The organism is Synechococcus sp. R55.4 (genome assembly GCF_047461935.1).
Classification (GTDB): domain Bacteria; phylum Cyanobacteriota; class Cyanobacteriia; order Thermostichales; family Thermostichaceae; genus Thermostichus.
In genome coordinates, this window is sequence record NZ_JANSIF010000004.1 from 39,535 (window position 1) to 65,852 (window position 26,318).

The window sequence follows — 26,318 nt, forward strand, 5'->3', positions numbered from 1 at the left end:
CTTAGACGGTTCTGGGGCAAAACGGGATCCCTTCCGGCCCACTACGGGCAGAGGCCAGGCTGGGATGGCTCAGCACCAAGACCTCGGTGATGGGGCCGCGTTTGTGGCCCTGGGCGTTGATGGCACGGCTGGCGGAGATGGTCTGGATGGGGTAATCCCGGTACAGTTCCCGCACGAAGGGGCAATCGGAATTGGAGAGCAGCACCTGCACGCCTCGGTCGGCCAAGGTTCCAAACACCTCTCGCAGGCGGATCTGTTCCGCTTCGCCGAAGGCAAACCGGCTGTAGGCGGTGAAGCTGCTGCTGGCAGAAAGGGGATGGTAAGGGGGATCCAAATAGACGAAATCTCCGGGTTCGGCCCGTTCTAGCACCTGCCAAAACGGCTGCACTGTGATCTCCACGCCTTGCAAAACTCGTGCCACGGCCCGTAGGTTCTCCGCGTCGCAAATGCGGGGATTACGGTAACGGCCCAAAGGGACATTGAACTCTCCCCGCGAGTTTTCCCGGTAGAGGCCATTAAAACAGGTCTTGTTCAGATACAGCAGGCGGGCAGCCCGTTGCGCCGGATCTTCAAATCGAGCCGCGCGGATGGTGTAGTAATAATCCCGGCTGTGGTGGGCTTGGTGGTGGCTGAGCAGGGCGATAAGCTCCTCCACGTGATCCCGCACGCAGCGATACACATTCACCAGCTCAGGGTTGATATCCGACAAAACAAAGTGTCGAGAACCCGATGGGATCCCTTGGGCCAGATGAAAAAAGACCGCTCCACCCCCCAAAAAGGGCTCGTGATAGGTGTTCCAGGTGCGAGGGAAAAAGGGTTCGTATTGGCTCAGCAGTTGTCCTTTCCCCCCTGCCCATTTCAGGAAGGGACGCGCTTTAATGGCTGGTGCTGCCGGAGTGGGTTCGCAGGAGTCGGGCGCAGGATCTTCCCGCCGCAGGGCATGCCTACGTCCAAGAGAACAAGGGTGGGTCAGCGATCCGGATCCTCTTCCAGCAGCTTTTCTAGCGTCTCGATCCAATGCTCCAGCTCCTCCAGCGCCTGCAACACTCCCTCTGGGTCGCTCAGATCCGCCTGCAGCATCTGGGTGGTTTCTGCCAAAGTCAGGGATCCGGGCGGGCTGGCCAACCAACGAAGGTAGTGGGGCAGAAAGTTGCGCGGAGAATCATGATAGCGGCGGTGACAGGCCAAGGCCACCAGGCTGGCAAGGCTGGCCTGATAGGCACTGAAGGGGCGGAGAAACAGCTCCGGCATCCCCACCCAGTAGAACTGGTGTTCCGGCAACAGTTCCACCGCATCTCCGCACAGCTCCTGACACAGCTTCAACCACTCTTCGCTCACCCAGGAGGAGTAGGTTACACCGTTTTCCCATTCGGGGATCCCCGACCGATAGAGGAGCAGCTCCAGCCGACCGATCAAACCCTGGTAAAACACCGCCTGCAACTGGGCTTCCAGATGATGTATCAACAGGGCCTGGGCCAACTTGAGGCTGCCGGAGCGTTCCCGCCAGCGGTGCGGAACAGCTTGCCCCTCCGGGTCGTAAAGAGCGGGCCTGCCCACGCGGGGGGATCCCACTGCCAATGCAACCAGGTGATCCAGGAGTATCTGCTGCAAAAAGATGGTGTGGGCCTGCACTCCCCACGTTCGCGCTGGAGGTAGAGAGCACCACGGCTGAGTAGCCCCTTGCATCTCCTCTAGATCCAGCCAAACTTGGGGATCCTCAGGCCGGAGCCGCCGGCTGAGGGTGGCAAGGGTCTTCAACAAGAGCTCGCTCCCGCCGGATCCCGTTTCTCCTGGTCTAGACGAGGACTCTGTTTCGCTGACGCGAGTGGGCTTGTCTGCCTCGGTTGCGATAGCGCCGACTTCCAGCAGCCAGGGTTTGGCCTGGGCAGCACACTCAGGGCAAAAGTCCTGCAAAGCAGCCCAGATTAGAGAGGTGGCCTCAGCAGGGGTCAGGGGTGGAACGGGATCCCGCCAGGGCGCACGCAAGTCGCAGATGCGAATGGAACGCCCCATGTTTCGGCTTTTGAGGCGGTAATAGCGCTGGAACAGATCCAACCGATCGCGGATCCCTTCCAGGAGGTTCTCCAAAAAAGTTTGAGTCAGGCCGTGGCGGGCCAGATACAGGTCGGCAGCAGAGTCATAGCCCCGCCATTGGGCCTCCCACAGGTGGTCGCGGATCAGGGTGCTGAGGATAAACCCACCCAGATCTGCATGGGCCTCCAGGTGTTGGCCCAGCCGCTGATAGGCAGCCCAACGGATTTCGGCGCTGGCGTGGGTTGGTAAGCTCTGTTCGCGCCAGTGGGACGGAGTTCCTAGCTGGACAAGGGTGTGATCTGGGAGCGCGGCAGGCGAGTTCAGGGTCACTTGCCACAACTGCCGCCAAGCCAACCTTCCTGTTAAGTACTGTTGGTGGAGCAGGCGCTCCAGAGGCTCAAGCTGTTGGTGACTCTGCTGTTCGTGCCAGGGGGACGGAGTCCTTTGAAGAAGGCGACACAGGAATTGGCGAAAGGGTTGCAGCTCAGGCTCGACGTGGGCATCGACTAGGCGTTCGTGCCAGCGGTGCAGTTCCCGACAGGGTGCCGTAGGCATAGCACCATCCTGACCCTCGTGGGGAACACCTTCCTCCGGGCCACCAGCAGCAACGGCAGGCAGGGATTGCAACTCCAGGAGGAAAAACAGCAGTTGGCTTTGTAAGGCGATGATCCGCTCCAGCCTCTGCCAAGCTGCCTCTGCCGAGTCGGCAGTTGGGATCCCTTGCATCCTTTGCGTCAGCTCGGCCAACTCCTGCAGTGCCACCGCCAGCTCCGGCGGGCTGAGTTGCGCCACCTGCCCCCGGTAGCGTTGGGCAAACTGCTGCACCTGCTTCCCAAGATCGTCCAGATTGTCGAACTCAGGGCTGCGCAAGGACTCCGTCTCGCTAACGTGATTAGAGCCCGTTGGCAGAAGCGTCGCGTAGCGATAAGGAAGACCAAAAGAAGGTTCAGAAGCAGGAAAGACCACCGGGATCAGCCTCCTGTCGCGTCAGCGTTGCGGTTCCCGCCAAGGTGCCGTAGGCATAGCAACAAAGATGGGGGTTGCCCCTCTGCAGAAGGACACACCTGCTTTTCTCCCCCACCAAAGCGCGAATGGTGTTGAGAAAATCTGGATTGGAGGTGTGGGCCTTGACCAGAGTGGCCTGGATCCCTGCTGTACACACCTCTGAGCCCCTATCTTGGGCAGAAAACACCATGACCGGCGTGCTGCTCACCGTTCGCGTCAGCAGGCCGGAGACCTTATGCAGCAGTGGCAACAGATCTGAACCCAAGCCATCTGGCCAGTTCAGATCCAGGATCACCAGTTGAAAGGTCTGGGTTTGCAAGGGCTGGCGCGCCTCCTCCACGGTGGGGGCAGGGAAAACCTGAGCCATATCCTGCAAGATCTGAGCCACCACCTCAAGATATTGGGATCCTCCTCCGCCCGCTTGCGTTTGTGGATATCTTGAACCCTCGAATAAGTTGACGCAGGCAGCCTTCCCAATCCTTGCCAGACGCCTATCCCCCCCAGCACATAGAACAGCTTTGGCTCGGAGAGGGATCCCGCCAATCCATGCGTAATTTCCACGCGATCCTATCCTATCCTTATCGAAGACAGCAGGGAGCACTTTGGGCGGGAAGGCTTCTCAACGTTCACGGAAGCGTCGCGTAGCAATTTGTAACATTCTCCTCTTGGAAATGCAGCTAAGGGGGAGGGGGGATGCGTCGGCCAAAACTTCTGCCAGGATGAGTTGAGATCTTTACTTATCTTTGGCGGAGGCGCTCTCTTTGTTTGCCCAAGTCACGGCTGCCGCTCTGCTGGGACTCAAGGCCGTGCGGGTCACGGTGGAGGTGGATGTGGGCGGTGGCTTGCCCCAGATCACCTTGGTGGGACTGCCCGATGCCGCCGTTCAGGAAGCCAAAGAGCGGGTGCGGGCGGCGATCAAGAACTCCGGCTTTGCCCTGCCACAACGGCGGATCACTGTCAATTTGGCCCCTGCCGATCTGCGCAAAGAAGGCCCCAGCTTCGATCTGCCCATCGCCATTGGGATCCTGGCGGCCTCAGGGGTGATTGAGCGGGAAGCTCTGGCCAACACCCTGATGGTGGGGGAATTGGCCCTAGACGGCGCCCTGCGCCCGGTGGCCGGGGTTCTGCCCATTGCCGCCAGTGCTGCTGAGATGGGGATCCGCCGCCTGGTGGTGCCCCAGGAAAATGGGCCGGAAGGAGCAGTGGTGCAAGGGATCCAAGTGTATGGGTTGCCTTCCTTGGCGGCGGTGGTGAACTGGCTGCAGCACCCGAACGGGGTTAAGCCGATCCAGATCCAACCGCAACAGATGGTGTCGGCCAATTGGGAATCCCCTCTGGACTTGGCGGACGTAAAAGGACAAGAACACGCCCGGCGGGCCTTGGAGATAGCGGCGGCAGGTGGGCACAACTTGTTGCTGGTGGGCAGCCCTGGGGCGGGCAAAACCATGTTGGCCCGGCGACTGCCCGGCATTTTGCCCCAGTTGCAGTGGGAAGAGATGTTGGAGATCACCCGCATCTACTCGGCAGCCGGCCTGTTGCGGCAAAATCTCCACCTGGGTGGACAAACCGCCTTGATCACCCAGCGGCCCTTTCGCGCGCCTCATCACTCGGCTTCGGCAGTGGCCTTGGTAGGTGGGGGATCCTACCCCAAACCCGGCGAGATCTCGCTGGCCCACCATGGCATCCTCTACCTGGATGAGCTGACGGAGTTCCGGCGGGAGGTGTTAGAGGTGCTGCGCCAACCCCTGGAAGACGGCAAGGTTACCATCTCCCGCGCCCGCGTTTCCCTGGAGTTTCCCGCCCAAACCACCCTGGTGGCCTCCACCAACCCCTGTCCCTGCGGCTTTTACGGGGATCCGGTTCACCCCTGCACCTGCACGCCGCAACAGCGGGAGCGCTACTGGTCCAAACTTTCGGGGCCCCTGTTGGATCGGATTGACTTGCAGGTGCGGGTGAGTCGCCTCAAGCCGGAAGAAATTGTTCGCGCCCAGAGCGGCGAGCCCTCCCAAGCGGTGCGGCAACGGGTGGAACAAGCCCGGCAACGGCAACGGCAGCGCTTCCAACAGGAGCCCGGGATCCACTGCAACGCTCAGATGCAATCCCGCCACCTGCGGCAGTGGTGCTCCCTTTCGGATCCCTGTCGCAAGCTCTTGGAAAGCGCCATCCAAAAGTTGGCCCTGTCTGCGCGGGGGAGCGACCGCATCCTCAAGGTGGCCCGCACCATCGCCGATCTCGAGGGCGCGGAGGCCATTGCCCCCACCCACATTGCCGAAGCGATTCAATACCGCAGCCTGGATCGCGCTCGGCTGTAAAGCCCAAGCGCTCGGCGCCGCTGACGCGACCACCCCCAGCCCCCCTCCCAGATAGGGTTTCCCTCACTGCCAGAGCTCCGGCCTGCCCTACGGGATCCCATCCCCTGTTTTGCTGGGAAAAAGCTGCCCCCCTTGCACCTGAAGGATTTGGGCGGCCTTGAGCCAGCTGGCGTCGAAGGATCCCAGATGGGTGGTGGTAACCAAGGTTTGCACGCGCTCCTGAATGGCTTCCAAGAGCTGGTTTTGCCGCTGCAGATCCAGCTCGGCCAGCACATCGTCCAAGAGCAGCAAGGGCGGATCCCTGACCACCTGCTCGATCAGCTCCAGCTCCGCCAATTTCAGAGCCAAAACCAGAGTGCGCTGCTGGCCTTGGGATCCATAGGCGCGGGCGGCAACTCCGTTAATGCACAGCTCCACTTCATCCCGATGGGGGCCCACCAGAGAGCTGCCCAGGGAGTGTTCGGCGGCGGCTTTGGCGCGGATCTCGGCCAAAAACTGGGCTTGGATCACTTCGGGGCTGGCCTGGGGATCCGGCAGGGGCACTTGGGGTCGATAGGTAAGGGTCAGGGTTTCCCGTCCACCGCTAATGACCCGGTGCCAGTGAGCAGCCAAAGGCTCCAGCCGTTGCAGCAGCCGGGCGCGGCGGCGCATAATTCGGCTACCGGTGGTGGCCAGTTGGGCATCCCAGAAGGCCATCTGCGAGAACTGAACGCCAGCAGCCGCTTGCGTTAGCGGGACAGAGTCCTTGGGATCCTGCTTCAAAAGGGCGTTGCGCTGCCTGAGGATCTGGCGATATTGCTCCACCAGGCCGAGATAAACCGGCTCCAGTTGCAGCAACACCCCGTCCAACCAATGGCGCCGCGTCTCCGGAGCGCCCCGCACCAGCTCCAGATCCAGGCTGGAGAACACCACGGCATTCACCTGTCCCAAAAAGTCCGCCTGGCGGCGCAGCACCTGCCCGTCCACCTTCAGGGATCGCCTGCCGCTGCTGCGCAGCTCCATCACCAGCTCGTGGGCCACCCCCAGCCGTTCAACCGTGGCGGCAATCTGGGCTTGTCGCTCCTCTTGGTATACCAGCTCCCGATCCCGAGCGGCCCGCCGCGAGCGTAAGGTGGCCAACAGCTCCACCGCTTCCAGCAGGTTGGTCTTACCCTGGGCGTTCTCCCCCACCAGGATGGTTTTGGGCGCGTCAAAGGTGATCTCTTGATCCCGGTAGTTGCGAAAGTGGCGCAGGTGCAGAGAACGCAGGTACACTAAGGGCAGATGTAAAGACGCGATCAATATCTAACCAAGAACAGCCCCCGCTTTGGGGGCTTTCACTTTGACCCAACTGCAGCAGGGGCAAGAGAAGGTAGAGGGGTTAACCCCGAAGACTCAGCCAGCAGGGATCCCTTCTATCCCCAGTTCCGGTTAGGCCAGATCAGCGCCTGGTCAGGGTAGTCATCCCCCCGAGGCGCTCAGCCGCCAACAGGTGTAGGGCAGCGCGGGCGGAGTAGCGGGCAGCTTTGCTACGGCTGTAGTCGGCGAAGGTGTAGCTGCTGGGATCCGTACTTACGTCGCCCAACAGGTTCTGCACTTGATTCTGCAGGTCAGAGACGCTGCCGGAGTTGATGTTGGCGAAGGCCATCTCCGCTTGCAGCCGGCTGAGGTACTCCTGAGCCCGGAAAGGGGCCTCGAAGAAGGAACGGCCAGGGCGGCCCATGAAACCCAGCTCCGCCTCATAGAGAACTTTGGCTGCTTTGGCTAAGTTTTCCGCTGCTTTGGCCTGCTCGCGGGCGGCGAAGAAGTTCCCCGCCTCAAGTGAGGCTTGGGCGTTGGTGAAGCTCTCCTGGCCGTGTTCCAAAAGGCGGGCAGCCTCTGGGGAAGACCCCCGCTGAGAGAGGAAGCTGGCTTCGGCCAGGTGTCGCTGCGCCTTAGCCAGATCGCGGCTGGCTCGCTCAAGATCCCGCGGGCGCTGCCAAGTTGGCTGTACCTGAAGGGGAGCTGTGGCTTCAGGAGCAGAGCGTCTGCCCCGCTGGGCTTGCGCCGGGGATCCCAGCACCAGGGGGGTGAGCAGAGCCAAAATCGGCAGAGAACAACCCAGAGCGCGAGCAAAAGAGGAACGAATCGTCATTGGTCATAGACTCCAATCGACAGGACAAGCCGGTTTGGGTTATCGCGGCTCATCTTGAGAATGGCGGAGAAAAATGACGTGAAGATGACAAGGGCAGCTCTACCGTAAATATCGATCCCTCTCCCACTTGGCTGGCCACTCGCAGGGATCCCCGATGGGCGGTGACGATCTGCTGGGCCAAGGCCAGGCCCAGACCGAACCCACCCGTATGGCGAGCACGGGTTTCATCCACCCGGTAAAACCGCTCAAACAGATGGGGCAGATGCTCGGGGGGAATGCCAATGCCTGTATCCTTGACGTGGAGGTAAGCGCGCTGGCGCTGGCTTTCCAGGCTCACCTGCACTGTGCCGCCTGCAGGGGTGTACTGCAGGGCATTGCGCAGTAGGTTCTCGATGGCCTGCCGCAGCAGGGCAGCGTTCCCCCGCACAAGCCAACCCCCAGAAAGATCCGTCTCAGGCAGGTGGCATTGCCAGTGAAGGCCAAGGGCCTCAGCTTGGGGGCGGTATTGCTCGCTCAGCTCCTGCAACAGCGCTCGCAAATTCAGAAGCGGCAGATCCTCCAGGGGCAGGGATCCCTGCTGGCGGGCCAACTGCAGCAAGGTATCGATCAGCACGCTGAGGCGGCGGGCACCGCTCACCACCTTTTCCAGGCGAGGTTGAGCTTGTTCCGGGGCCAGCAGAGCCATTTGAGCATTGCTCATCAGGGCGGCCAGGGGGGCGCGCAACTCGTGGGAAGCATCGGCAGTGAAGCGTTGCAACTGCTCGTAGGAGCGACGAATCGGCTGCATCGCCAGCCCCCCCAAGATCCAGCCGGCCCCGCCGATCAACGCCAGCGTCAGCGGGATCCCGATCCCCAACCCCCAGCGCAAGCGACCCAGGGTAAGTTGCAGCGGTTCCAGGGGCACCGCCAGTTGCAAGTAGCCCAGTAGCTTTTCCTCCTGCTGCACCGGCAGCGTGATCTGGCGCAACAGTAAGCCGCTCTCTCCTTCCACCGTTTGGAAACCCAGTTGGAGATGGTGAGGCGGGCCATCCAAGTCAAACAGCTCCAGAGGAGGCCGGGATCCCGTGTACTGGCGCAGGGATCCCAAGCTTTCCCTTCCGGTGCCGGGAGCAGGATCGAACCAGCGCACATAGGCCAAGTGATGGTCGAGGGGTTGGGTTTTCCCCCCCAAAAAGGGCACCTCGTTCAACACCAACCGCCACTGCCCCTGGCGCAGCTCGTACTTAATGGCTGCCGCCATGATCCCGGCCTGAACCTGCAGCTCCTCGTCAAAAGCCTGCAACTGGTTCTCCACTTCCAAGCGGTAGAAGACGGCGGCAAACACCAGCAGGATCCCCCCCATGACCCCGGCAAAGCTGCGGGCCAAGCGACGGCGGCTGTGGTGAAACACCAGGGATCCCGTCCCTCTTGTCGCAGCCTTCTGCCCCAGGTGCGGCTGAAGGGGGTGTGCCAGGGAAACCCAGTTCCAGCCCAGCCATGGGAGAGAATGCTTGTGTTCAGCTCTTTTCACCTCCATCGCCACCCCCTAGAAACTGCTTTCATGGGTTCTCTTCTGGAGAGGCTATGCGCAGCCGGTACCCCTGGCCATACACCGATTCCAGCCAATCTTGGGCCTCCACCTCTTTTAACCGTAGCCGCAACCGCCGCACCAACGCAGCCACGGCATTGCTCTCCGGCTCACAGCCCCATTCCCACACCGCCTGCTCGATCTGGCCCCGACTGAGCACCTGGTTGGGATGGCGCATCAGGTATTCCATCAATTGAAACTCCTTGCCCGAAAGCTGTACCTGCCTCCCCTGCCGCTCTAGGGTCAGGCTGGCCAAGTGCAAGTGCAGGGATCCCAGGCTGAGGCTGTCTCCTTGCCATTGGGGGGAACGGCGTCCCAAAGCCCGCACCCGTGCCAGCAGCTCCACCAGATCCACCGGCTTGACCAAATAGTCGTCCGCCCCCGCATCCAACCCCTGCACCACATCCGATGTTGCGTCTTTGGCAGTTAACATCAGCACCGGCGCACATCCCCCCGATTGGCGGTATTGCCGACAGAGCTGGATCCCGCTTGGCCCCGGCAGCATCCAATCCAAAATCAGGAGATCATAGGCTTTCTCCTCCATCAGCCAGGCAGCCATCTCCCCTTCCTTGGCACAGTCAACCACGTGGCCGCACTTGGACAGGGCAGCCTGTAAAGGCTCCAACTGTTCCGGGTCGTCCTCCACCAGCAAAATTCGCATCGTCCTGTGCGCCGTTGACCAAGACGGCCAGTTCCCACTGCCCAGGCTAGGATGGATCACGGAAATAGCCCTCTGCAAGGGAGAGAACAACGGTGGGGTGGCCCAAAATCCATCGGTGGCAAGATCTAGGGTTTGATTTTTGGCTGGTGCTGCCCTTGGCAGGGCTTCTTTTTGTGGCGGGGGGAGAGTGGGTGACGGGCCAAGCGCTGAGCCGTCCTCGCCGGCTAGAGCAACCTTTGGCGATTCGCAGCCAGCAACAAGCCACCTTGGCTCTGGATATTCTTTCCATTCAGGCGGAGATCCGCCGCTCCCGTGGCTACACCAAGGTGGAGGTGACTACCACCAATCCCCACCTGCGCAAGCTGGAATTTGAATTTCCACAACTGGATCCAGACCAGGTGTCGGCTCAGATTGCCCAAGAGCTTGGCCTTGCTCCCGAGCAAGTGCAGCGCCTGACCCGCTATAGCTTGGACTAGAGAGACACTCCAAGTCCGTTCAAAAAATGCGGGCTAACTGCTCGCAGGCAACTCTAATTTTCTCCAAGCTACCGGGATTGACCAAGCCGTAGTAGTCAAATCCATAAACTTTCCCAGTTTGGACGGCTTGCAACCGATTCCAAAAGGGGCGGGAACGGAAAAACGCCAAGGGATCCGCCGCCTCCGGGTTGACCACCAGCAGAACTTCTGGGTTGGCTTCCAGGATGCGCTCTGCCGAAAGGGTGACGTAGCCCCGAAAAGGCCCTTGGCTTTGCAAGGTAGCGGTGAGATTGTCCGCGCCAAAGCGTTCCAGCAGATCCCCGGCCCAGCTTTGCCGGTTGGGAGAAAGAATCGGCTGGGTGCCCACCAAGAGCAAGGTTTTGGGTCGAACGCGGGGCAGTTCCTGGGGCAAAAGGGATCCGTACTGCCGCAGCAAGGGATCGGGATCCGCCCCCAAAGCAGCAGCCAGGGTGGCAATCGTCTCTTCCAAAGCAGCCCAACTGTCCACGCGGGTGAGGTAGGTGGGGATCCCCAGCTCCTGCAGCCGTTCTGCCAGAGCCTCGTGAAAGCCACTGGCCCCCACCACCCAGTCCGGTTGTAGGGCCACAAGCTGCTCCAGGTTGGGTTGGTTGCCCAGCCCCAGGCGGGTCAAGCCTTGGAAGCGGGGATCCTCCTCCAACAAACGACCGGCAGGGATCCCCACCAACCTATCGGGGGCCAAGCGATAGAGGATATCGGCAGTCAAGGTGGTGAGGCTGGCTACCCGACGAAAAGGACTCTGTCTCGCTGACAGGAGTGGCTCCTGAGGGATCCGACCTTGGGCTTGGGCCAAACGCCCCATTCCCCAGGCCCCCACGCTGGCCAGACCAAAGGCGAACAGTTGACGGCGAGAAAGACGAGACAGCATGGACAATCTCCAAAACAATTCCCAAACAGCAATCAATTGAGGGTGAACTGGATGGGCACCACCACCCAAGACTCGATGGGGGCGTTGTTTCTCAAGGCCGGGCTGAATTCCCACCGCTGCACCGCCTCCTGCGCTGCCCTATCCAGGGCGGGAAACCCACTGGAAGAGGCGATCTCCACCTGCTGCACCTGCCCCTGGGCATTGACCTTGGCCCGCAGCAGCACCTGCCCCTGTTGGCCGAGACGGCGAGCTTGAGGAGGGTAGGGGGGCGGAGGATTGCGACCGGGGATCGGGCGGGCCAGGATGTCCGGCTGGGGGTTGGCAGCCACTGTCGGTGGGGAGGAACTGGGGGTGGCAGGTGTTGGGGCAGAGGAATGGGGTTGGGCTGCACCTATACCGCCAGGTGTCCCAGTTTCAGGATCCCTTGGCCCCAATCTGCTCTCGCTGCCGGGGGAAGGCGGAGCGGCGGCAGTCTTTACGCTGGAACGGATCCCTTGGATCAAGGGGGTAAAGCGGGGCAGAGGGGTGCTTGAGGTAACCGGGGCGGAGGTGAGTGGAGTCGCTGTAGAGGTGGGGGTAACCGCCGGAGTTGGGGTGGGCTGTTGTGGCGGAGGAGTGGGTTGCGGGGTGGCTGTCGGTAATGGGGTCAGTGGAGGAGTAGGGGTGGGTTCTGGCTTTGCCGTGGGAATGGGTGTAGGGGTCGGTGGAGGCGTAGGGGTCGGAGTTTGCAGGGCCAGCAAAGATTCAGCCTCCGGGATGGCTGGCATCTCGATCTCTTGGGGCACAGGCTCCGGTGGGGATAGATCGTCTGCAGGGGGCGATTCCGGGGCCGGGCCGGGCGGCTCTGCTGTTGGCTCTGGTGGGAGAGATTCTATGGATTCTGAATCCGGTTCGAGCAACTGTGGCTCGGGATCCTCCAGCAAAAGCGTGACTGGGATCCGGAGTTCTGCGTCTGATAAAGGCCGGGATCCCCACCAAGCCAGCCCCAGCAGCGCCATCAGGTGCAAGAGGAGGGAAATCAACCCCTCCCGGCGCAGCGGTCGGGGATCCCTGGCTCGCAGGTGGAGGACGGTCCCCGGCGGATCTTCCCCCTCCTGGCAAGCTGTCCAGAGGGCAGCCCAGCTATAGCCGGCCACCCAAGCCTCTTGCAGCAGCTCCTCGGCACACTCCAGCCAGCCGCTCTCTCTTGCGCCAGCCCAAAGCCACAACGCCAACCAAGCCAGCCCCGCCTCCCAGGCCATGCCCGCCTGCTGCCAATACCACCCCTGCAGTCGCCACAAAAGCTGGGGACAGGACTTCCGAAGAAGAGAGAGGGATCCCTTGGGGGTGCGGGCAGGTGGCTCGGCAAGCATCGGTTAGAGCAGGATCCAGAGTAAACACGGCCTCAGGTCTTGGCCCCTAAAACCGGGTGGAAAAACTGAGCGCAGCATGCCGTCCCGGCTGGGCCCGCCGTTCCACTTCAGGGCCGACAAAGAGAGAGCGGGTTTCGGAGTAGAGAAAATACTTTTCATCAAAGAGATTGAACACCCCGAAATTCAATTGCCAGTTGTCGTCCAGGTTGTAGTAGCCCAGCAGATCCACCACGGTGTAGCCCTTGGGCACAAACGGAATTTGAGGTGGAGCGTTGGGGTTCGGTTGCACTACCTCCCGTTGCGGGTCGCGGGGATCCGCCACCAGCGTGGCCACCAACCTGGCTCCCCAGATCTGGCTGGGATCGTCGTAGTGCAGTCCCAGTACTGCCGTCAGTGGCTCAATGGAAAGGAGGGGTTTGTTTTCGGTGAGGTTATCCCCCACCGCCCAGGCAAAGCTGCCATTGAGGCTCCAGCCGGTCAAATCGGGGCTGAAGAAGTACTGCCCGGTGGCTTCTACACCATAGATGCGGGCCCGACTGACGTTCTGGCTCTGAAAGAGAGTCACCGGTGGAGGTGGCGGGCTCCCTGGCGGGCCGGGGGGTGAAGGCTCGGATCCCACCTCCCGGAAAGCCTCGATAAAGTCGTTGTAGGTGTTGTAGTAGGCGGCCAAGCTAAAGCTGGCCTGGGGGTAGATCCCCCGCAACCCCACTTCAAAGCCTTGGCTGGTTTCCGGTCGCAAGTTGGGATTGGAAAGGGTGCGGTAGCGGAAGAAGGGGCTGACCAGGTTGGTGAAGCCGCTGTTGATTTCGTTGTACTGAGGGGCCCGAAAACCGGTGTTGTACTGGGCCGTAAAGGTGAGGTTGGGATTAATCCTCCACACCAGGCCCACCTTGGGAGAAATGGCATCGGCAAACAGGCTGGCGGCTTCTGCCCCACTTTTCAAGAAGGCTTCGTCAGGGCTGGGGGTGAGGCGGTAGGTGTCGTAGCGGATGCCGGGGATGAGGGTAAAGTTGCCGCCCCCAAAGTCGATCTCATCTTGCAAATACAGCCCAAAGCGCACGGTATCGGAGTCGGGAAAATCTTTGGTGGGAAAAGTGTCCGGGGGGATGTTTTGGGTGACTGCCCCGGTCAGCAGGTTGGTTTGGAAGCGGTTGCGGGGACGTTCGTTGCGGGTGGTGGAGATCTCCATTCCATACACCAAGCGGTGGGAGAGATCCCCGGTTTGGAAGCGGCTCTGGGCCTGTACGCTGGCTCCCAGAATGTTGCTGACCAGCTCGTTGAAGGTATCCCGACGCACAGGCACGGGCCGATCTTGTACCGTGAGGGTGCGTTCTTCCACGCTGGGCTCCTGGGTGCGGGCCGGCTGGTAGTAGATCTGGACGGTGGCCAGCTCAAAAGCGGGGGTATCGGGGTTGGCGTAGCGATATTCCAAGCTGAGGCGGCTGCGCTCGGTCTCAATGGTCTCCCTGAAAAAGCGGATGCCGGGATCCAGGTTGCGGGGCGAAAAGGTGGTGGTGGTGCGGTTGTTGAAGTATTCCGCCGTCAGGGTGAGGCTGTCAAAGGGACTGAAGCGATAGACCAGCTTGGCCAGAACATTGTCTCCCTCCACCGTCTGCCGATCCTTGAAACTGGGATCCGCCTGGATATCCGGCTCTCTGGCGTCGCGGCGAGTGTAGATGAGCAGGGCCTCTAAGTTATCCTGCCGACCCGCCAAGCTGAGGGTGTTGACGTACCCTTGGTTTTTGCTGTCGTACTGGCTGGACAGGCCCACATGGCTGTCCCGTTCCCCCAGCAAATCGGCTGGATCCAGGGTGGTGTAGGTCACCACACCCCCCAGCGCATCGCTGCCGTAGAGGGTGGAGGCGGGGCCGCGGATAATTTCTACAGTTTTCAAGGCCTCCAGCTCAAAGGTATCCCGGCCAATGGTGAAGGGGCCGAAGGAAAATCGCTCCGGCTGGCGGATCCCATCCACCTGGATCAACACCCGGTTGGCGTCGAGGCCGCGGATGTTGAAGTCCTGCAGGCCGTAGCGAACGCTGCGCCGCACGCTCACCCCCGGCTCGTAGCGCACCAGATCCTGAATGTTTTGAACCAGCTCCCGCCGCAACCGCTCCCGGTCGATGACGGTAATGCTGGCGGGCGAGTCGGCCAAGGTGCGCTCGGTGCGAGTACCGGTTACGGTGACCTGTTGCAGGTTAAAGATCGGCGTGCCTTCCTGCTGGAGAGCCCGAAGTTCGGCCTGTAGCCGCTCCACCTCTGCCTGATCCCCCCGCCGGCGAGCAGCCTCTATTTGCGCCTCCAGCTCCCTAATCTGCTCTGGCAGGGTGGTCGGTGCAGGGGTGGCCTGGGCCAACAGCGGCGGAGTTGTCGAATCAGGGATCCGGGCATTGGGCTGAGCCTGGGACAGGGATCCCCAGCCCACTCCCAAACTCAACCCCAAACTCACCACCCGCCACCAACGACCGTTCACGCGCATAACCTCTCATGCTCCTCGAAATCCACAACAGGAAAAACTCATTGCAAAACCGGACAAACCCTCCCTCAGCACCCTGACACCGGCAGGGAGAGGAGCCTTGCTGCCGACGGGGCTGTGCTGCGCAGGGGGCAAAGCTGTGGCCCTACCGGAGTCGAGATCCACTCCACCTCCAGGCCAAACACCTGTCGCACCCGGCTGGGGGTCAACACCGCCAAGGGAGACCCCAGGGCCTGCATCTGGCCGGATCCCAGCAAGGCAATCTGCTCGCTGTAGCGAATGGCCAAATTCAGGTCGTGCAGCACCGTAACTACCGTCAGGCCCTGCTCCTGCTTCAGCCGTTGCAACAGCTCCAGCAGCTCCAGTTGGTGGCGCAGATCCAAAAAGGTGGTGGGCTCATCCAACAGCAACACCTGCGGCTCCTGCACCAAAGCCAGCGCCAGAAAAGCCCGTTGCCGCTCTCCCCCCGAGAGGGTTTCCACCCGCCGCAGCGCCAGGGATCCCAGTCCTGCTTGCTCCAGAGCCCACTCCACCCGCTGCCGATCCGCCGGCGTCAACTGCCACGCCCACCAGGGCTGGTGGGGAGAACGCCCCAGACTGACCAATTGCCGCACCGTCAGCCCTGCCGGGATCCTCGGCTGCTGCGGCAAAAGAGCCAACTGCCGGGCCACCTGCTTTGGAGTGAGTTGAGTGTGCAGATCCCGACCGTCCAGGTACACGCGCCCAGCTTGGGGAATCAGAACCCGACTCAACAGTCGCAGCACCGTCGATTTGCCGGAACCATTGGGGCCGACAATGCTCAGCCATTCCCCCTTTTGCACGCTGAAGCTCACCTGTTGCACCACCGTCCGGGATCCGTAGCCCCCGCTCAAATCCTCGACCTGCAGGATGGGCTCTCTCATCGCCCTGCCCCCTGCTGCCACAGCAGCCAGCCGAAAAAGGGAGCCCCCATCACAGCGGTGACAATCCCCACCGGCAGCTCTATCGGGCCCAAACGGCTCAGGATATCGGCACCGCTCAGCAGGGTCGCCCCCGCCAAGGCAGAAAGGGGCAACAGCCAGCGGTAATCGGATCCCACCCCCTGCCGCACCATGTGGGGCACCACCAAACCGACAAAGCCGATCACCCCCCCCACACTGACGGCGGTTGCCGCCAGCCAAGCCGCCACCAGACCAATCACCACCCGCGTCCGCGCCAGAGGGATCCCCAAGCTCACCGCCATCTCTTCCCCCAAGCTCAGCAGGTTTAAAGCCCGCGCCTGCCCCCATCCCAATCCCAAGCCGACCAGGATATACGCCCCGGCCACCTGCACCTCTGGCCAGCCCCGCCCGCTCAAGCTGCCGATCAACCAGGTGAGAGCCACCTGCACCCGGTCATCTGCCATCAACAACAAGGTGGAGCTAATGGCCCCAAACAGGGCGCTGACGGCCACCCCCGCCAAGATCAGCCGCTCCACCGCCAGTCCCAAGGGAGTACGCGCCAACCCGTACACCAACACGGTAGTCAGCACCCCGCCCACCCAAGCGGCCAGGGGCACCCAAGCCGTCCACTCTCCCAAGGTGAGCAACCCCACCGCCGCCAGGCCCGCCCCCGCCGAAATGCCCAGCAGGTAGGGATCCGCCAGCCCATTGCCCAGCATCCCCTGCAACAGGGCCCCTGCCATCCCCAGAGCCGCCCCCAGCAACTGGGCCAAGAGCGCCCGCGGCAGCCGCAACTGCCAAACAATCGTCTGCCGAATGGGATCCCCCTGCCCCCACAGGGCTTGCCAGAGTTCTGGGAAAGTCATGGGAACGGATCCCAAAGCAATCGAGACCAAAAGTACTAGGAAAATGAAACTCAATAGCAAACAGGTCAAACCGATTGGCGAGAGCAGCCGCTTTCTTTGCCCCCAGCCTCTGCCCCCCTCAACCTCTGTATACGGACACTCGCGATCGACCAGCACCGGGAAAACCTCTCGAGCTTTGCCCAGGAAGAGAGCCTTCTGAGGCCAAGAAACCCCCTCCGCCCGCAAGGGCGGGATGGAAAACTCAGCCAAGTTGGCCAGGCCTCCCTCCCGAGCTTTATTGAAAGTCAAACTCAACAAAACGTAGTCGCTAGAATAGCAAGGCTTCTTGGATGTTGCAAGTCAGTTTCAATAGCTTGTGCCTAAATTTCTCCCTCTTGCGCTTCAGGGCTTTTGGACAAGACCGGGCAGCGCCTCTGCCCAGCCATTCAGACTTACCTCAGGGGGGATCCAACTACCCTGAGCGAGGTCATGGCAACCAACCGCGAAATGGGAATCAGGGGAGAAGGGCTGGGGAAACGTCTCAAACTTCATCTAGACCTGGATCTAGAATGGCCCAAGCTGGTCGGCCCGAGTTGGCTAGACTCCGAACCTTCAGCCCATTGCTTGCCCACGTTTTGATGCCATGAGTTCTTCCGCCGAGCCTACTTGGGATGCCTTAGAGGTAGATCCCGCCCTGCTCACCCCCATGATGCAGCACTATGTGGAGCTGAAGCGGCAGTATCCCCACGCCATCTTGCTCTACCGCCTGGGGGATTTCTACGAGATGTTCTTCCAGGACGCCCAGCGGGTGTCGCGGGAGCTGGAGCTGGTGCTCACCGGGCGGGAAGCAGGGGCCATAGGGCGGGTGCCCATGTGCGGGATCCCTTACCACGCCTTTGACCGCTATGCCGCCCAGTTGGTGGCCAAAGGCTATGCCCTGGCCGTCTGCGACCAGATGGAGCCGGCAGATCAGGCCAAGGGCTTGGTGCGGCGGGAAGTGACGCGGGTGATCACCCCTGGCACCGTCCTCGAAGAGGAGCTGCTGCAGGCGCGGCAAAACAACTACCTGGCAGCCGTCGTGCGGCTCAAAGGATCGAAGCAGGCTCCCTGCCGCTGGGGCCTAGCCTATGCGGATATCTCCACCGGCGAGTTCTGGGTGTGTCAGAGCGAGGGGCAAGAGCAACTGGAGCAGGAACTGGCCCGGCTGCAGCCGGCAGAGGTTTTGCTGCCCACCGAGGAGGGGCTGGGACTAGGCCTCATCCGTCCAGGGGATCCCCAGAAGCCCCTGGGTCTCCCCAACCAATACGCCTATACCCTGCGCCCAGCCGAACCTTTTGAACTGGCGGTGGCGCGGGAGAACCTCATGCAGACCTACGGCCTGCGCTCTCTGGAAGGATTGGGCTGTGAGGGATTGCCTCTGGCGGTGCGAGCAGCGGGAGGGCTTTTGCACTACTTAGAAGAAACCCATTCGCCTCAGCGGTGCGTAGCACCAAAGACCCTGCTGCAGCCTTCTCCCCAGGGAGGCCACCCGCTCCTGCGTCCCCCTCGCACCTATCAGTTGACGGATTACCTCATCTTGGATGCCCAAACCCGGCGTAACTTGGAGCTCACCCAGACCATCCGAGAGGGGGCTTTTGTGGGATCCCTGCTCTGGGTGCTGGATCACAGCCGTACAGCGATGGGGGGGCGCACTTTGCGGCGCTGGTTGCTGCAGCCTTTGCGGGATTCGGAGCAAATCCGCCTTCGCCAAGACACCATCCAAGAGCTTTTGGAAAACCCTTCTCTGCGGGCCCGCCTGGGATCCCTTCTGGACTCTCTGTACGACCTGGAGCGATTGGCCAACCGCGTCGGATCGGGCACCGCCAACCCGCGCGAGATGGTGGCCTTGGGATCCTCCTTGGGCAAACTGCCCCAGTTGGCCGAGCTGGTGGGGGAAGCCAAGACTCCCCTCTTGCAAAGCCTACAGCAGGTGGATCCCGCCCTGGTGGATCTGGGCCGCCGCATTGAGCACACCCTCTTGCCCTCGCCCCCGCCCATCCTTACCGAAGGGGGTCTGATCCGGCCCGGGGTGGATCCGGAGCTGGACAGGCTGCGGCAACAGGTGGAGCAAGACCGCCAGTGGATTGCCCAGCTGGAGAAAAGTGAGCGCGACCGCACCGGCATCCCCACCCTCAAAGTGGGCTTCAACAAGGCCTTCGGCTATTACCTCAGCATCAGCCGCGCCAAGGCCCACCAAGTCCCCAAAGAGTACATCCGCAAGCAAACCCTGACCAACGAAGAGCGGTTCATTACCCCCGAGCTCAAAGAAAAAGAGGCCCGCATCCTCACAGCCCAAACCGACATCAACCAGCGGGAATACGAGCTGTTTGTGCAGTTGCGCCAAGAGGCGGGATCCCGGGCCGAAGCCATCCGCCAAGTGGCCCAGACCCTGGCTGCCGTCGATGCTCTGTTTGGCCTGGCGGAAGTGGCCGTGCAGCAGGGATACACCCGTCCCGTAATCACCGAAGACCGCCGGCTCATGATCGAGGAGGGTCGCCACCCGGTGGTGGAAAAATCCCTGCCCCAGGGCCTCTTCGTGCCCAATTCGGTGCAACTGGGATCCCCCCACGGCCCCGATTTGATCGTCCTCACCGGCCCCAACATGTCCGGCAAGTCCACTTACCTGCGGCAAATTGGGCTCATCCAAATCCTGGCCCAGATGGGCAGCTTTGTCCCCGCGCGGCGGGCAGAGTTGGGCCTCTGCGACCGCGTATTTACCCGCATTGGCGCTGTGGACGATCTGGCTACCGGCCAGTCCACCTTCATGGTGGAAATGAACGAGACCGCCAACATCCTCAACCACGCCGGCGAGCGCTCCTTGGTGCTGCTGGACGAGATTGGCCGCGGCACTGCTACCTTTGATGGCCTCTCCATTGCCTGGGCGGTGGCAGAGTACCTGGCTACCCAAGTGCGGGCCCGTACGCTCTTCGCCACCCACTACCACGAGCTCAACCAACTGGAGACCTTGCTGCCCAACGTGGCCAACTTTCAGGTGGTGGTCAAGGAATTGCAAGATCGCATCATCTTCTTGCACCAGGTACAGCCTGGGGGGGCAGATCGCTCCTATGGCATCGAGGTGGGACGCATGGCTGGCCTGCCGCAGCCGGTGATCGAGCGGGCCAAACAGGTGCTGGCCCTAGTGGAAAAACACAGCCGCATCGGCCTGGGCCTGCGCAACCAAGGAAAAAGCCAACCTGCCCAGAAGAACTGCAAAAAAGAGCCCGCTCCCAATCGCAGCCCCGATTCCGCCGTTGGGGATCAACTGTCTTTGATCCCAGCACCTCTCTCTCCCGATTGGCCTTAGACTCCCCTACCCCTAATCCAGATCCCGTTCTTGCAACCCCAGGGCTGCAGCCAGCCCATCCAGCTCATCCCGATGCCCCTCCACCCACAGGTGGGATCCAGAAGCCGTTGGCGTTCGTTCCCAGGACGAGAGCGGGACAGAGTCCTCGTCGGCTTCCTGCAGTTTCAGGCGGATTTGTTCCGGGCGTTGGTTGCGCTGCCGGTAGTACCAACCCGCCCAAGGAGAAGCCAGCACCACCATCCAGGGCCAAGCTCCCCACCCCGGCTCAAGGGTCTGCAGCACCAAGGCCAAACAGGCCAGTCCCGTCCCCGCCAGCCCCGTCAAAAAAAGGGCCAGCCCCACGCTAGCCTGACCCTGCCCTGCAAAGGTGGCGATCCCCTCGGCATCGGCGGACTGGAGACGATAGCCACGCCTTTCCAAGTGCTCCCGTAGAGCGGATCCCATTTCTTCCAGGCTGCGACTGCTAAAGTAGAGGCGACTCTCCACGCGATCCTTGCCCGCAGCTCGCAGAAAAAAGAATAGACCGATGGCCAATAGAGTCGTCAACGCCAAGGTTGAAACCTTTTCCCCCGTCAGCGGGGCTATGGCCAACCCAAGTGCCTGAGCAGAGCCCAGTCCGCCCAGAGGAAGGGGGTTGACCTGTTCGGGGAGTCTGGCTCCCCCACAGCTGGGTGGGATAGGTGAATGGGAACAGTTCATCGAATAGAATCGAATAGATTGGAATAGGCAAAGCAATTTACACGCTACCTTTGAAGTTTAGACCCTCTAGGATGGATGGGTTACTTCCCCCAAGGACGAGCTGCTGGGTTCACCCTGAGGGCAATACGCTTTTTCGCAGTGGCGGTGACGGTTGAACTGGGGGGATCCTACGCTGGCTCTCATGTCTCTGGGCTGAGAAATGCAACTATAATTAAGTTATGATAAGGGGCTCACGCTCTCCATGTGACCCCTCCGCTGATACTTCAGCCTTTCCCTATGGGGCATGGGCAGGAGGTCGGGTTGAGGAAGAGGTCAATGTATGATTTCCTCTGACTGCTGTAAGGCGTTGAGCAGGCGCGAAGTTACCGTTGGGGAACACTTAAGCTTAACTTGCTCCACATCACTGACCATTCCTCTCTCAGCCCACTAAACTGCTACCTCTGTCGCTACATCAGCAACACCCTACATGTCTAACTACGAACCTGAACTCAACGACATTTTGTTGGATGGCCCCGCCGATCTCCTCGATGCTGCCGAAGAAGCAGAGGTGGATCTGGCCGATGGCGAGTTTCTGGAAGAGGAGCCAACCCGCCGCTCCACCGATCTGGTGCGCCTCTATTTACAGGAGATTGGTCGTGTTCCTCTTTTGGGGCGCGATGAAGAGGTGGCCCTGGCCCAAAAAGTCCAAGACTACATGAAGCTCTTGGATTTGCGCCTGCGCCTGCAGAAAGAGTTGGGACGGGATCCCACTCTTGCGGAATGGGTGGCCAAGGCCAACCAGTACCCCGAGTGGGCGCAACTGACCCCTGAAAAGCTGCAGCAGATTCAGCGGATTGGCAAGCGTGCCAAAGAACACATGATCAAGGCCAACCTGCGCCTGGTGGTGTCGGTGGCGAAAAAGTACCAAAACCGCGGCTTGGAGCTGCTGGATCTGATCCAAGAGGGTACGCTGGGCCTAGAGCGGGCGGTGGAAAAGTTCGACCCGAAAAAGGGATACCGCTTCAGCACCTACGCCTACTGGTGGATCCGGCAGGGCATTACCCGCGCCATTGCCACCCAAAGCCGCACCATCCGCCTGCCCGTTCACATCACCGAGAAGCTGAACAAGATCAAAAAAGCGCAGCGCAAGCTCTCCCAGGAAAAGGGCCGTACTCCCACCATCGAAGACATCGCCTCCGAGTTGGAGATGACGCCGCCTCAAGTACGCGAGCTGTTGGTACGGGTGCCCCGCTCGGTTTCTCTGGAAACCAAGGTGGGCAAAGACAAGGACACCGAACTGGGGGATTTGCTGGAAACTGACGACATTTCTCCAGAAGAGACCATGATGCGGGAAGCCCTGCATCGCGATCTGCAGCAGTTGCTCTCGGATCTCACCAGCCGCGAGCGGGATGTGATCCGCATGCGTTTCGGCTTGGGGGATGGGCGCACCTATTCGCTGGCGGAAATCGGTCGCGCCTTGGATCTGTCGCGAGAGCGGGTGCGGCAAATTGAGGCCAAAGCCCTGCAGAAGCTGCGTCAGCCGAAGCGGCGCAACCGCGTGCGAGATTACCTGGAAGCCATCAGCTAGTTCCGGCTTGCCAACTTGCTCCCCCGGCGTCCTACCCGTTTCCGCAGTCGGGCTGCTGCCCACTCCACTTCTGGGATCCGCAGGTAGAGAGCTCCGGCGGCGAACAAGCTTAGACCTAAACCCGCGGCCAGCCCGGCCCAAATGATGGCGGTGAGCAGGGGAGACCCCACAATCTCGTAGGAGCGCAGTTGGGTCCACAGCCAATGGCTGAGTCCCCCGGCCAGGACGGTGCTCCCCAGCAATGGCAGTAGGGCTTGTCCCATCTCCCGCCAAGGGATCCCTGGCAGGCGCTGGTGGAGGCGGATCCCCAGTCCGATCACGGCTATCAGGTTGACGCCGGCGGTGGCCAGGGCAATGCCCGGCGCTCCAAAAGCCTGCAAAAATAGGAAGTCCAGAAGGGCATTCAGGCCAATGGCCATGCTGCTGATGCGCAGAGGCGTAGCCCCATCCTCCAGGGCATAGAAGATCCGCACCAGCACATCCCGCAGCAGGTAACCGGTCATCCCCAGACCATAGGCCATGAGTAGGGCTGCCACCTCTTGTGTCACCTCCGGCGTAAAGCGCCCCCGCTGGTAGGCCACTTGGACAATGGGCTCGGCCAAAGCCACCAACAGCATCGACAGGGGCAGGGTCACAATTGCCGTAAGCATCAGCCCTTGGCGGATACGCTGGCGCAGCTCCGGCCAACGGGATCCATCCCCTGCCAACTGGGAATAGAGAGGCATCAAGGGCACCAGCACCATGTTGGAGAGGATCCCCAGCGGCGTTTGTACCAGAAGCTGGGCATATCCCAAGTTGCCGATGGTGCGATCCCCAGGTACGAAAGAGGCAAAAAACAGATCCACATAAACATTGATGTGGATCATCCCGGAGGAGATCACCGCCGGCAACATCAGCAAGCCCACCGCCCGTACCTGCGGGGATCCCCACTCAAAGCGCAGGCGCGGTCGCCCCAGCCCTAACCGCATCTGGAGCGGAACTTGGGCCAACCATTGGGCAATGGCCCCGATGAGCACGCCCCAGGCCAGCAAAGTTGGGATCCCCGTCCATCCCAGCGTGACCAGGATCCCGATCACCGCCAAGCTGGAGATCAGCGGGCTAAGGGCAGGCAAGGCGTAGTGTTCGGCGGCATTTAGCGCCCCAAAGCCGATGCCAATCCACCCCGAGAGCAAGGCCAAAGGGGCCATGATCCGCAGTTGCGCAGCGGCCAGAGCATGGACTTCGGGGCTGGCTCCCGGCGCATTCAGGCGCACCACCCAGTCCGCTCCCCACCAAAGGCCCAAGCTGACCAGCAGGAGCAGGCAGCCTACCAAGGTGGAAATGGATTCCAGCCAGGCAGCCGCATCCTCCCTGTCCCGATCCCGCTGCTTTTTGAGGACACTGACGATGGCGCTGTGAAAAGGGCCGTTGATCCCTCCCAGCAGAATCAACAGAAAACCGGGCAGGATGTAGGCTACCCCGAAGGCGCTGTACTCCGGCCCCGAGCCATACACTGCTGCAATCAAAGCTTGGCGAATAAAGCCTATGCCCTTACTGAGCAAGGTCGCCCCGGCCACCAAGCCCGCCACCGACATCAACGAACGGGATGGCCCTGCTGAAGGAGATCCCCCAGGGATCTCTTCCTGAGTGGCAGACTCCTCCATTACCTTGTGTCCTGCACCCCAACCACTGCCTCAACAACAAACTGATCCCGGATCCCTCTTTGAATCCCAGGAGCCGCTTCCCATTATCGGGAATATCGAACATTCCGAGCAATTGCTGGACATTAGCCGCATCCGTTGGACAGGCCAACAGTTGCCGTTCCTGTGCCAGGTGCTGCAACAAATGCTCATCCCCCCGGTCGCGTCAGCGGGACGGCGTCCTTTGGGTTTCCTCGACCAAGGTCATGAAGTGCTTTCGAGAGGAAACTTGAGGGGATCCCTTGCACCTCAGGGATCCTTGCTGTTGCCCTTGCTCCAAAACTGAGGGCGGCACCTCGATACGGGAAAGCAAAAGACTGAGGCAGTGCTACAGCCACGGAGCCCAACCCTGGTGCCGAGCGGACAGATTCTGACGGCTTTGAATCGCTGCAGAGGGATGCACAAACTCATGGGCAATGCCTTGATAGGTCAGTTGCAAAGGACTCCGTCCCGCTAATGTGAACAGCAAGGGCCCAGAAGCACCACCGCTCACAGCAGCTCGTCGATCAGCCGCAGCACCTGCTGCAGCTCAGCACCGGGGATCCTTTGATGTTGTTCCAGGTTGATCTCCACCAACTGTTTGAGGGCAAGAAGCTTAAGGTTGACCTCCACCGCCGCCGCCGCAATGGCTTGTGCTGCCGGCAAATAGCCACTGGCCCCCAAATCCAAAAGGGCAGCCCGCCGCAGATGGATGTTGTCGTGATCCAACACCGACAGCAGGCGCTGAGCAAAAGTCGGATCCCCAGTGAGACGATAGCAGGCCCGTGCCGCCGCACATTGCAAACGGATGGAAGTGTGCTCTAGGTAGGGACAGATTGGCTCCAGAGCAGCGGTCACTTGCAGTTGTCCAAGAGCCTCGACAATGGCTTCTAGGGCGGCTTGGGCTTCCGTCTGCAGTCCTTGCTCCACAAAGCGCAGCCCTTCTAGCAAAGCGGATCCCAGCTTTTCCACTTCGTCGGGATCCCTATGGAGGTTGTTGGCAAGGGCAATCTCAACCAGCGCCTGGGCAGCCGCTGCCACCACTTGGCCATCGGAGCAAGACAAAGCCGCCTTCAGGGGAGGGATCCCGGCGAGGGATCCCAGTTTACCCAAAGCACGAGCAGCATTGCGCCGCAGCGGATATCCCCCTTGAGCGGTGCGATCCGTTTCATCGGCCAGGGCCTCGATCAGGGCCGGGATCCCTTCGACGATGCGCATGCGTCCCAGCCACCAAGCGGCATAGTAGCGTTCCCCCGGATCCCCGTGGCGCAGCTTGGCGATTTGTCCAGCCGGGGTGAGATCCACCGATGGATCGGGATCCAGAGGAACAGCAGTGGTCATGGAATCGACAACGGAGAAGACACCGAGAAGGGATCAAGCGCTGCGGACACTGACGATCTTGGCGCCCGATTTGAGCAACCGCTGCATTGTTGCCGACAGTTGATCGGCAGAGACGAAAATCTGCTGGTTGGATTTGCGCACTCGGCTGGAAGTGGCCAGCGCCGAAGGCGGATTCAGCAGCCGGGTCACTTCCACACAGAACATGCGATCCGACTGGCCCGTTGGCGGCCCCAGGTGTTTGGAAATGGGGCTGGGCGGCAGCAGCCCCCGCACCCCAATGCGGCGAATGGCCGGGGTAAACCCGGTGGCCAAAGGCATCATCAAACGGGGTCTGGGCCCTTGGGAGCGATCGTTGTTGGCGTAGCCCCCGTAGAGAGCGAAGAGATTGGTAAAGTCGCGGGTGGAATGAGCCTTGCGGTATTCAAACCCACGCGGGTAGGGGACGATGTTGTCTCCAAAAGCTTCTAGGTATTCTGGGCTGTCGATGTAGGAATCGATCTCCGCGCTGTGGCCGCCAGATTGGTAGATGTCCAAATGGCGGGCGATGTCTTTGGGGCTGGTGGGAGCGCGTCCCAGCAGATGCTTGAAATTGAGCTCGATGGCCCGGGTTTGCGAGTTGGGGTAGAAAAACCGCTTTTTGTAGGCTTCGGACTTGGCGATCAATCGCACAAACTCCCGCACCGTCAGGCTGCCCTGGCGCAGCAGCGATTCCGCACTGGCTAGCTCCTTCCTATCGGCCCCAAACAAATGGTCGTTGCCCAGCACCTGACGGTAGATGGCCCGCAGCACCGCATTGAGCTGATCCTGGCTGGCGTTGGGGCGCAACTCCAGTGGGGTGGTCTCCGTAATGCCCCGGATCCCCATCCGGCTTGCCGCTGTAATTGCACTCATGCTAATTCCCCCGATTGAACTGAATGGACACAGATTGAGAACAAGCTTGCGTTTAGGGTCATTTCGATTCAAGCTAGGACATTGCACCCACACCTAAAGTGTTGGTTGCGTCGTCGCGTCGGCGTTGCGGAGCAATAATGCAGGGGGCCAAAAG

21 protein-coding genes are annotated in these 26,318 nt (G+C 61.2%); 5 read left to right on the forward strand and 16 right to left on the reverse strand.

Annotated elements, in window-relative coordinates:
- Nucleotide 1: 1 nt before the first annotated feature.
- From NW842_RS01625 to NW842_RS01635, 3 genes are read right to left on the reverse strand one after another with little or no spacing between them, the layout of a single operon-like run.
- Nucleotides 2-1,018, reverse strand: a complete 1,017-nt coding sequence (locus NW842_RS01625) for a DNA adenine methylase (protein WP_414355530.1) — start codon at nucleotides 1,016-1,018, stop codon at nucleotides 2-4.
- Nucleotides 970-3,000: a peptidase M3 gene (locus tag NW842_RS01630; protein ID WP_414355529.1), complete on the reverse strand. Its 2,031-nt coding sequence runs from the start codon at nucleotides 2,998-3,000 to the stop codon at nucleotides 970-972. The genes NW842_RS01625 and NW842_RS01630 overlap by 49 nt, the downstream gene beginning before the upstream one ends.
- Nucleotides 2,981-3,430 carry a response regulator gene (locus tag NW842_RS01635; protein WP_414355528.1) on the reverse strand — a complete coding sequence of 150 codons (450 nt, stop codon included), beginning with the start codon at nucleotides 3,428-3,430 and terminating at the stop codon, nucleotides 2,981-2,983. Before NW842_RS01635 ends, NW842_RS01630 begins: the two co-directional genes overlap by 20 nt.
- Nucleotides 3,431-3,800: 370 nt before the next feature.
- Between NW842_RS01635 and NW842_RS01640 the strand changes: the two genes are divergently transcribed.
- The gene (locus NW842_RS01640; RefSeq protein ID WP_414374978.1) at nucleotides 3,801-5,351 is read left to right on the forward strand and encodes a YifB family Mg chelatase-like AAA ATPase; all 1,551 of its coding nucleotides are present in this window, start codon (nucleotides 3,801-3,803) and stop codon (nucleotides 5,349-5,351) included.
- A gap of 87 nt (nucleotides 5,352-5,438) precedes the next feature.
- On the opposite strand, the gene recF is transcribed toward NW842_RS01640, so the two are convergent.
- From recF to rppA, 4 genes are all read right to left on the reverse strand, one after another.
- A complete protein-coding gene (recF, locus tag NW842_RS01645) occupies nucleotides 5,439-6,605 on the reverse strand; it encodes a DNA replication/repair protein RecF (protein ID WP_414417350.1) in 1,167 nt (388 codons plus the stop codon).
- A gap of 166 nt (nucleotides 6,606-6,771) precedes the next feature.
- Entirely contained in the window at nucleotides 6,772-7,464 is a 693-nt protein-coding gene (locus NW842_RS01650; RefSeq protein ID WP_414417351.1) for a DNA-binding protein, read from the reverse strand.
- A gap of 49 nt (nucleotides 7,465-7,513) precedes the next feature.
- Nucleotides 7,514-8,980 (reverse strand): sensor histidine kinase, encoded by a 1,467-nt coding sequence (locus NW842_RS01655; RefSeq protein WP_414417352.1) that lies wholly within the window; start codon nucleotides 8,978-8,980, stop codon nucleotides 7,514-7,516.
- 22 nt (nucleotides 8,981-9,002) lie between these two features.
- Nucleotides 9,003-9,692, reverse strand: coding sequence for a two-component system response regulator RppA (gene rppA / locus NW842_RS01660; RefSeq protein ID WP_414355523.1), 690 nt, complete (start codon nucleotides 9,690-9,692; stop codon nucleotides 9,003-9,005).
- Between the two features lie 92 nt (nucleotides 9,693-9,784).
- Between rppA and NW842_RS01665 the strand changes: the two genes are divergently transcribed.
- Nucleotides 9,785-10,168 (forward strand): hypothetical protein, encoded by a 384-nt coding sequence (locus NW842_RS01665; protein WP_011434266.1) that lies wholly within the window; start codon nucleotides 9,785-9,787, stop codon nucleotides 10,166-10,168.
- 19 nt (nucleotides 10,169-10,187) lie between these two features.
- Here NW842_RS01665 and NW842_RS01670 read toward each other — a convergent pair whose 3' ends face one another.
- From NW842_RS01670 to NW842_RS01690, 5 genes are all read right to left on the reverse strand, one after another.
- A complete protein-coding gene (locus NW842_RS01670) occupies nucleotides 10,188-11,075 on the reverse strand; it encodes an ABC transporter substrate-binding protein (protein WP_011434267.1) in 888 nt (295 codons plus the stop codon).
- Nucleotides 11,076-11,107: 32 nt separating this feature from the next.
- Nucleotides 11,108-12,427 carry an energy transducer TonB gene (locus tag NW842_RS01675; RefSeq protein ID WP_414408478.1) on the reverse strand — a complete coding sequence of 440 codons (1,320 nt, stop codon included), beginning with the start codon at nucleotides 12,425-12,427 and terminating at the stop codon, nucleotides 11,108-11,110.
- A gap of 46 nt (nucleotides 12,428-12,473) precedes the next feature.
- Nucleotides 12,474-14,903 (reverse strand): TonB-dependent hemoglobin/transferrin/lactoferrin family receptor, encoded by a 2,430-nt coding sequence (locus NW842_RS01680; protein WP_414417353.1) that lies wholly within the window; start codon nucleotides 14,901-14,903, stop codon nucleotides 12,474-12,476.
- Between the two features lie 65 nt (nucleotides 14,904-14,968).
- The gene (locus tag NW842_RS01685; RefSeq protein ID WP_414417354.1) at nucleotides 14,969-15,802 is read right to left on the reverse strand and encodes an ABC transporter ATP-binding protein; all 834 of its coding nucleotides are present in this window, start codon (nucleotides 15,800-15,802) and stop codon (nucleotides 14,969-14,971) included.
- A complete protein-coding gene (locus NW842_RS01690) occupies nucleotides 15,799-16,842 on the reverse strand; it encodes a FecCD family ABC transporter permease (protein WP_414417367.1) in 1,044 nt (347 codons plus the stop codon). The genes NW842_RS01685 and NW842_RS01690 overlap by 4 nt, the downstream gene beginning before the upstream one ends.
- Before the next feature lie 466 nt (nucleotides 16,843-17,308).
- Here NW842_RS01690 and mutS point away from each other — a divergent pair, with 466 nt between their 5' ends.
- Nucleotides 17,309-20,008 carry a DNA mismatch repair protein MutS gene (gene mutS / locus NW842_RS01695; protein WP_414417355.1) on the forward strand — a complete coding sequence of 900 codons (2,700 nt, stop codon included), beginning with the start codon at nucleotides 17,309-17,311 and terminating at the stop codon, nucleotides 20,006-20,008.
- Nucleotides 20,009-20,020: 12 nt separating this feature from the next.
- On the opposite strand, the gene NW842_RS01700 is transcribed toward mutS, so the two are convergent.
- A complete protein-coding gene (locus tag NW842_RS01700; RefSeq protein ID WP_414417356.1) occupies nucleotides 20,021-20,560 on the reverse strand; it encodes a cofactor assembly of complex C subunit B in 540 nt (179 codons plus the stop codon).
- Between the two features lie 613 nt (nucleotides 20,561-21,173).
- Between NW842_RS01700 and sigC the strand changes: the two genes are divergently transcribed.
- Nucleotides 21,174-22,274, forward strand: coding sequence for an RNA polymerase sigma factor SigC (gene sigC, locus NW842_RS01705; protein ID WP_414332157.1), 1,101 nt, complete (start codon nucleotides 21,174-21,176; stop codon nucleotides 22,272-22,274).
- On the opposite strand, the gene murJ is transcribed toward sigC, so the two are convergent.
- Nucleotides 22,271-23,917 carry a murein biosynthesis integral membrane protein MurJ gene (murJ, locus tag NW842_RS01710; protein ID WP_414417357.1) on the reverse strand — a complete coding sequence of 549 codons (1,647 nt, stop codon included), beginning with the start codon at nucleotides 23,915-23,917 and terminating at the stop codon, nucleotides 22,271-22,273. The two genes, sigC and murJ, sit on opposite strands and share 4 nt — an antisense overlap.
- On the opposite strand from murJ, the gene NW842_RS01715 reads away from it, so the two are divergent.
- Complete coding sequence (locus tag NW842_RS01715; RefSeq protein WP_414355514.1) at nucleotides 23,901-24,239, forward strand: hypothetical protein; 339 nt, start codon at nucleotides 23,901-23,903, stop codon at nucleotides 24,237-24,239. The two genes, murJ and NW842_RS01715, sit on opposite strands and share 17 nt — an antisense overlap.
- A gap of 203 nt (nucleotides 24,240-24,442) precedes the next feature.
- Here the strand turns inward: NW842_RS01715 and NW842_RS01720 are convergent, their stop codons facing one another.
- Nucleotides 24,443-25,273 (reverse strand): HEAT repeat domain-containing protein, encoded by an 831-nt coding sequence (locus tag NW842_RS01720; protein WP_414417358.1) that lies wholly within the window; start codon nucleotides 25,271-25,273, stop codon nucleotides 24,443-24,445.
- Nucleotides 25,274-25,306: 33 nt separating this feature from the next.
- Entirely contained in the window at nucleotides 25,307-26,164 is an 858-nt protein-coding gene (locus NW842_RS01725; protein ID WP_011434279.1) for a phycobilisome rod-core linker polypeptide, read from the reverse strand.
- Between the last annotated feature and the right edge of the window lie 154 nt (nucleotides 26,165-26,318).

Excerpts from the sequence above, each read along its gene's own strand:
- NW842_RS01650 (WP_414417351.1), bottom strand. The coding sequence starts at position 7,464 with ATGACGATTCGTTCCTCTTTTGCTCGCGCTCTGGGTTGTTCTCTGCCG.
- NW842_RS01655 (WP_414417352.1), bottom strand. The coding sequence starts at position 8,980 with ATGGAGGTGAAAAGAGCTGAACACAAGCATTCTCTCCCATGGCTGGGC.
- rppA (WP_414355523.1), bottom strand. The coding sequence starts at position 9,692 with ATGCGAATTTTGCTGGTGGAGGACGACCCGGAACAGTTGGAGCCTTTA.
- NW842_RS01670 (WP_011434267.1), bottom strand. The coding sequence starts at position 11,075 with ATGCTGTCTCGTCTTTCTCGCCGTCAACTGTTCGCCTTTGGTCTGGCC.
- NW842_RS01675 (WP_414408478.1), bottom strand. The coding sequence starts at position 12,427 with ATGCTTGCCGAGCCACCTGCCCGCACCCCCAAGGGATCCCTCTCTCTT.
- NW842_RS01680 (WP_414417353.1), bottom strand. The coding sequence starts at position 14,903 with ATGCGCGTGAACGGTCGTTGGTGGCGGGTGGTGAGTTTGGGGTTGAGT.
- NW842_RS01685 (WP_414417354.1), bottom strand. The coding sequence starts at position 15,802 with ATGAGAGAGCCCATCCTGCAGGTCGAGGATTTGAGCGGGGGCTACGGA.
- mutS (WP_414417355.1), top strand. The coding sequence starts at position 17,309 with ATGAGTTCTTCCGCCGAGCCTACTTGGGATGCCTTAGAGGTAGATCCC.
- sigC (WP_414332157.1), top strand. The coding sequence starts at position 21,174 with ATGTCTAACTACGAACCTGAACTCAACGACATTTTGTTGGATGGCCCC.
- murJ (WP_414417357.1), bottom strand. The coding sequence starts at position 23,917 with ATGGAGGAGTCTGCCACTCAGGAAGAGATCCCTGGGGGATCTCCTTCA.
- NW842_RS01720 (WP_414417358.1), bottom strand. The coding sequence starts at position 25,273 with ATGACCACTGCTGTTCCTCTGGATCCCGATCCATCGGTGGATCTCACC.
- NW842_RS01725 (WP_011434279.1), bottom strand. The coding sequence starts at position 26,164 with ATGAGTGCAATTACAGCGGCAAGCCGGATGGGGATCCGGGGCATTACG.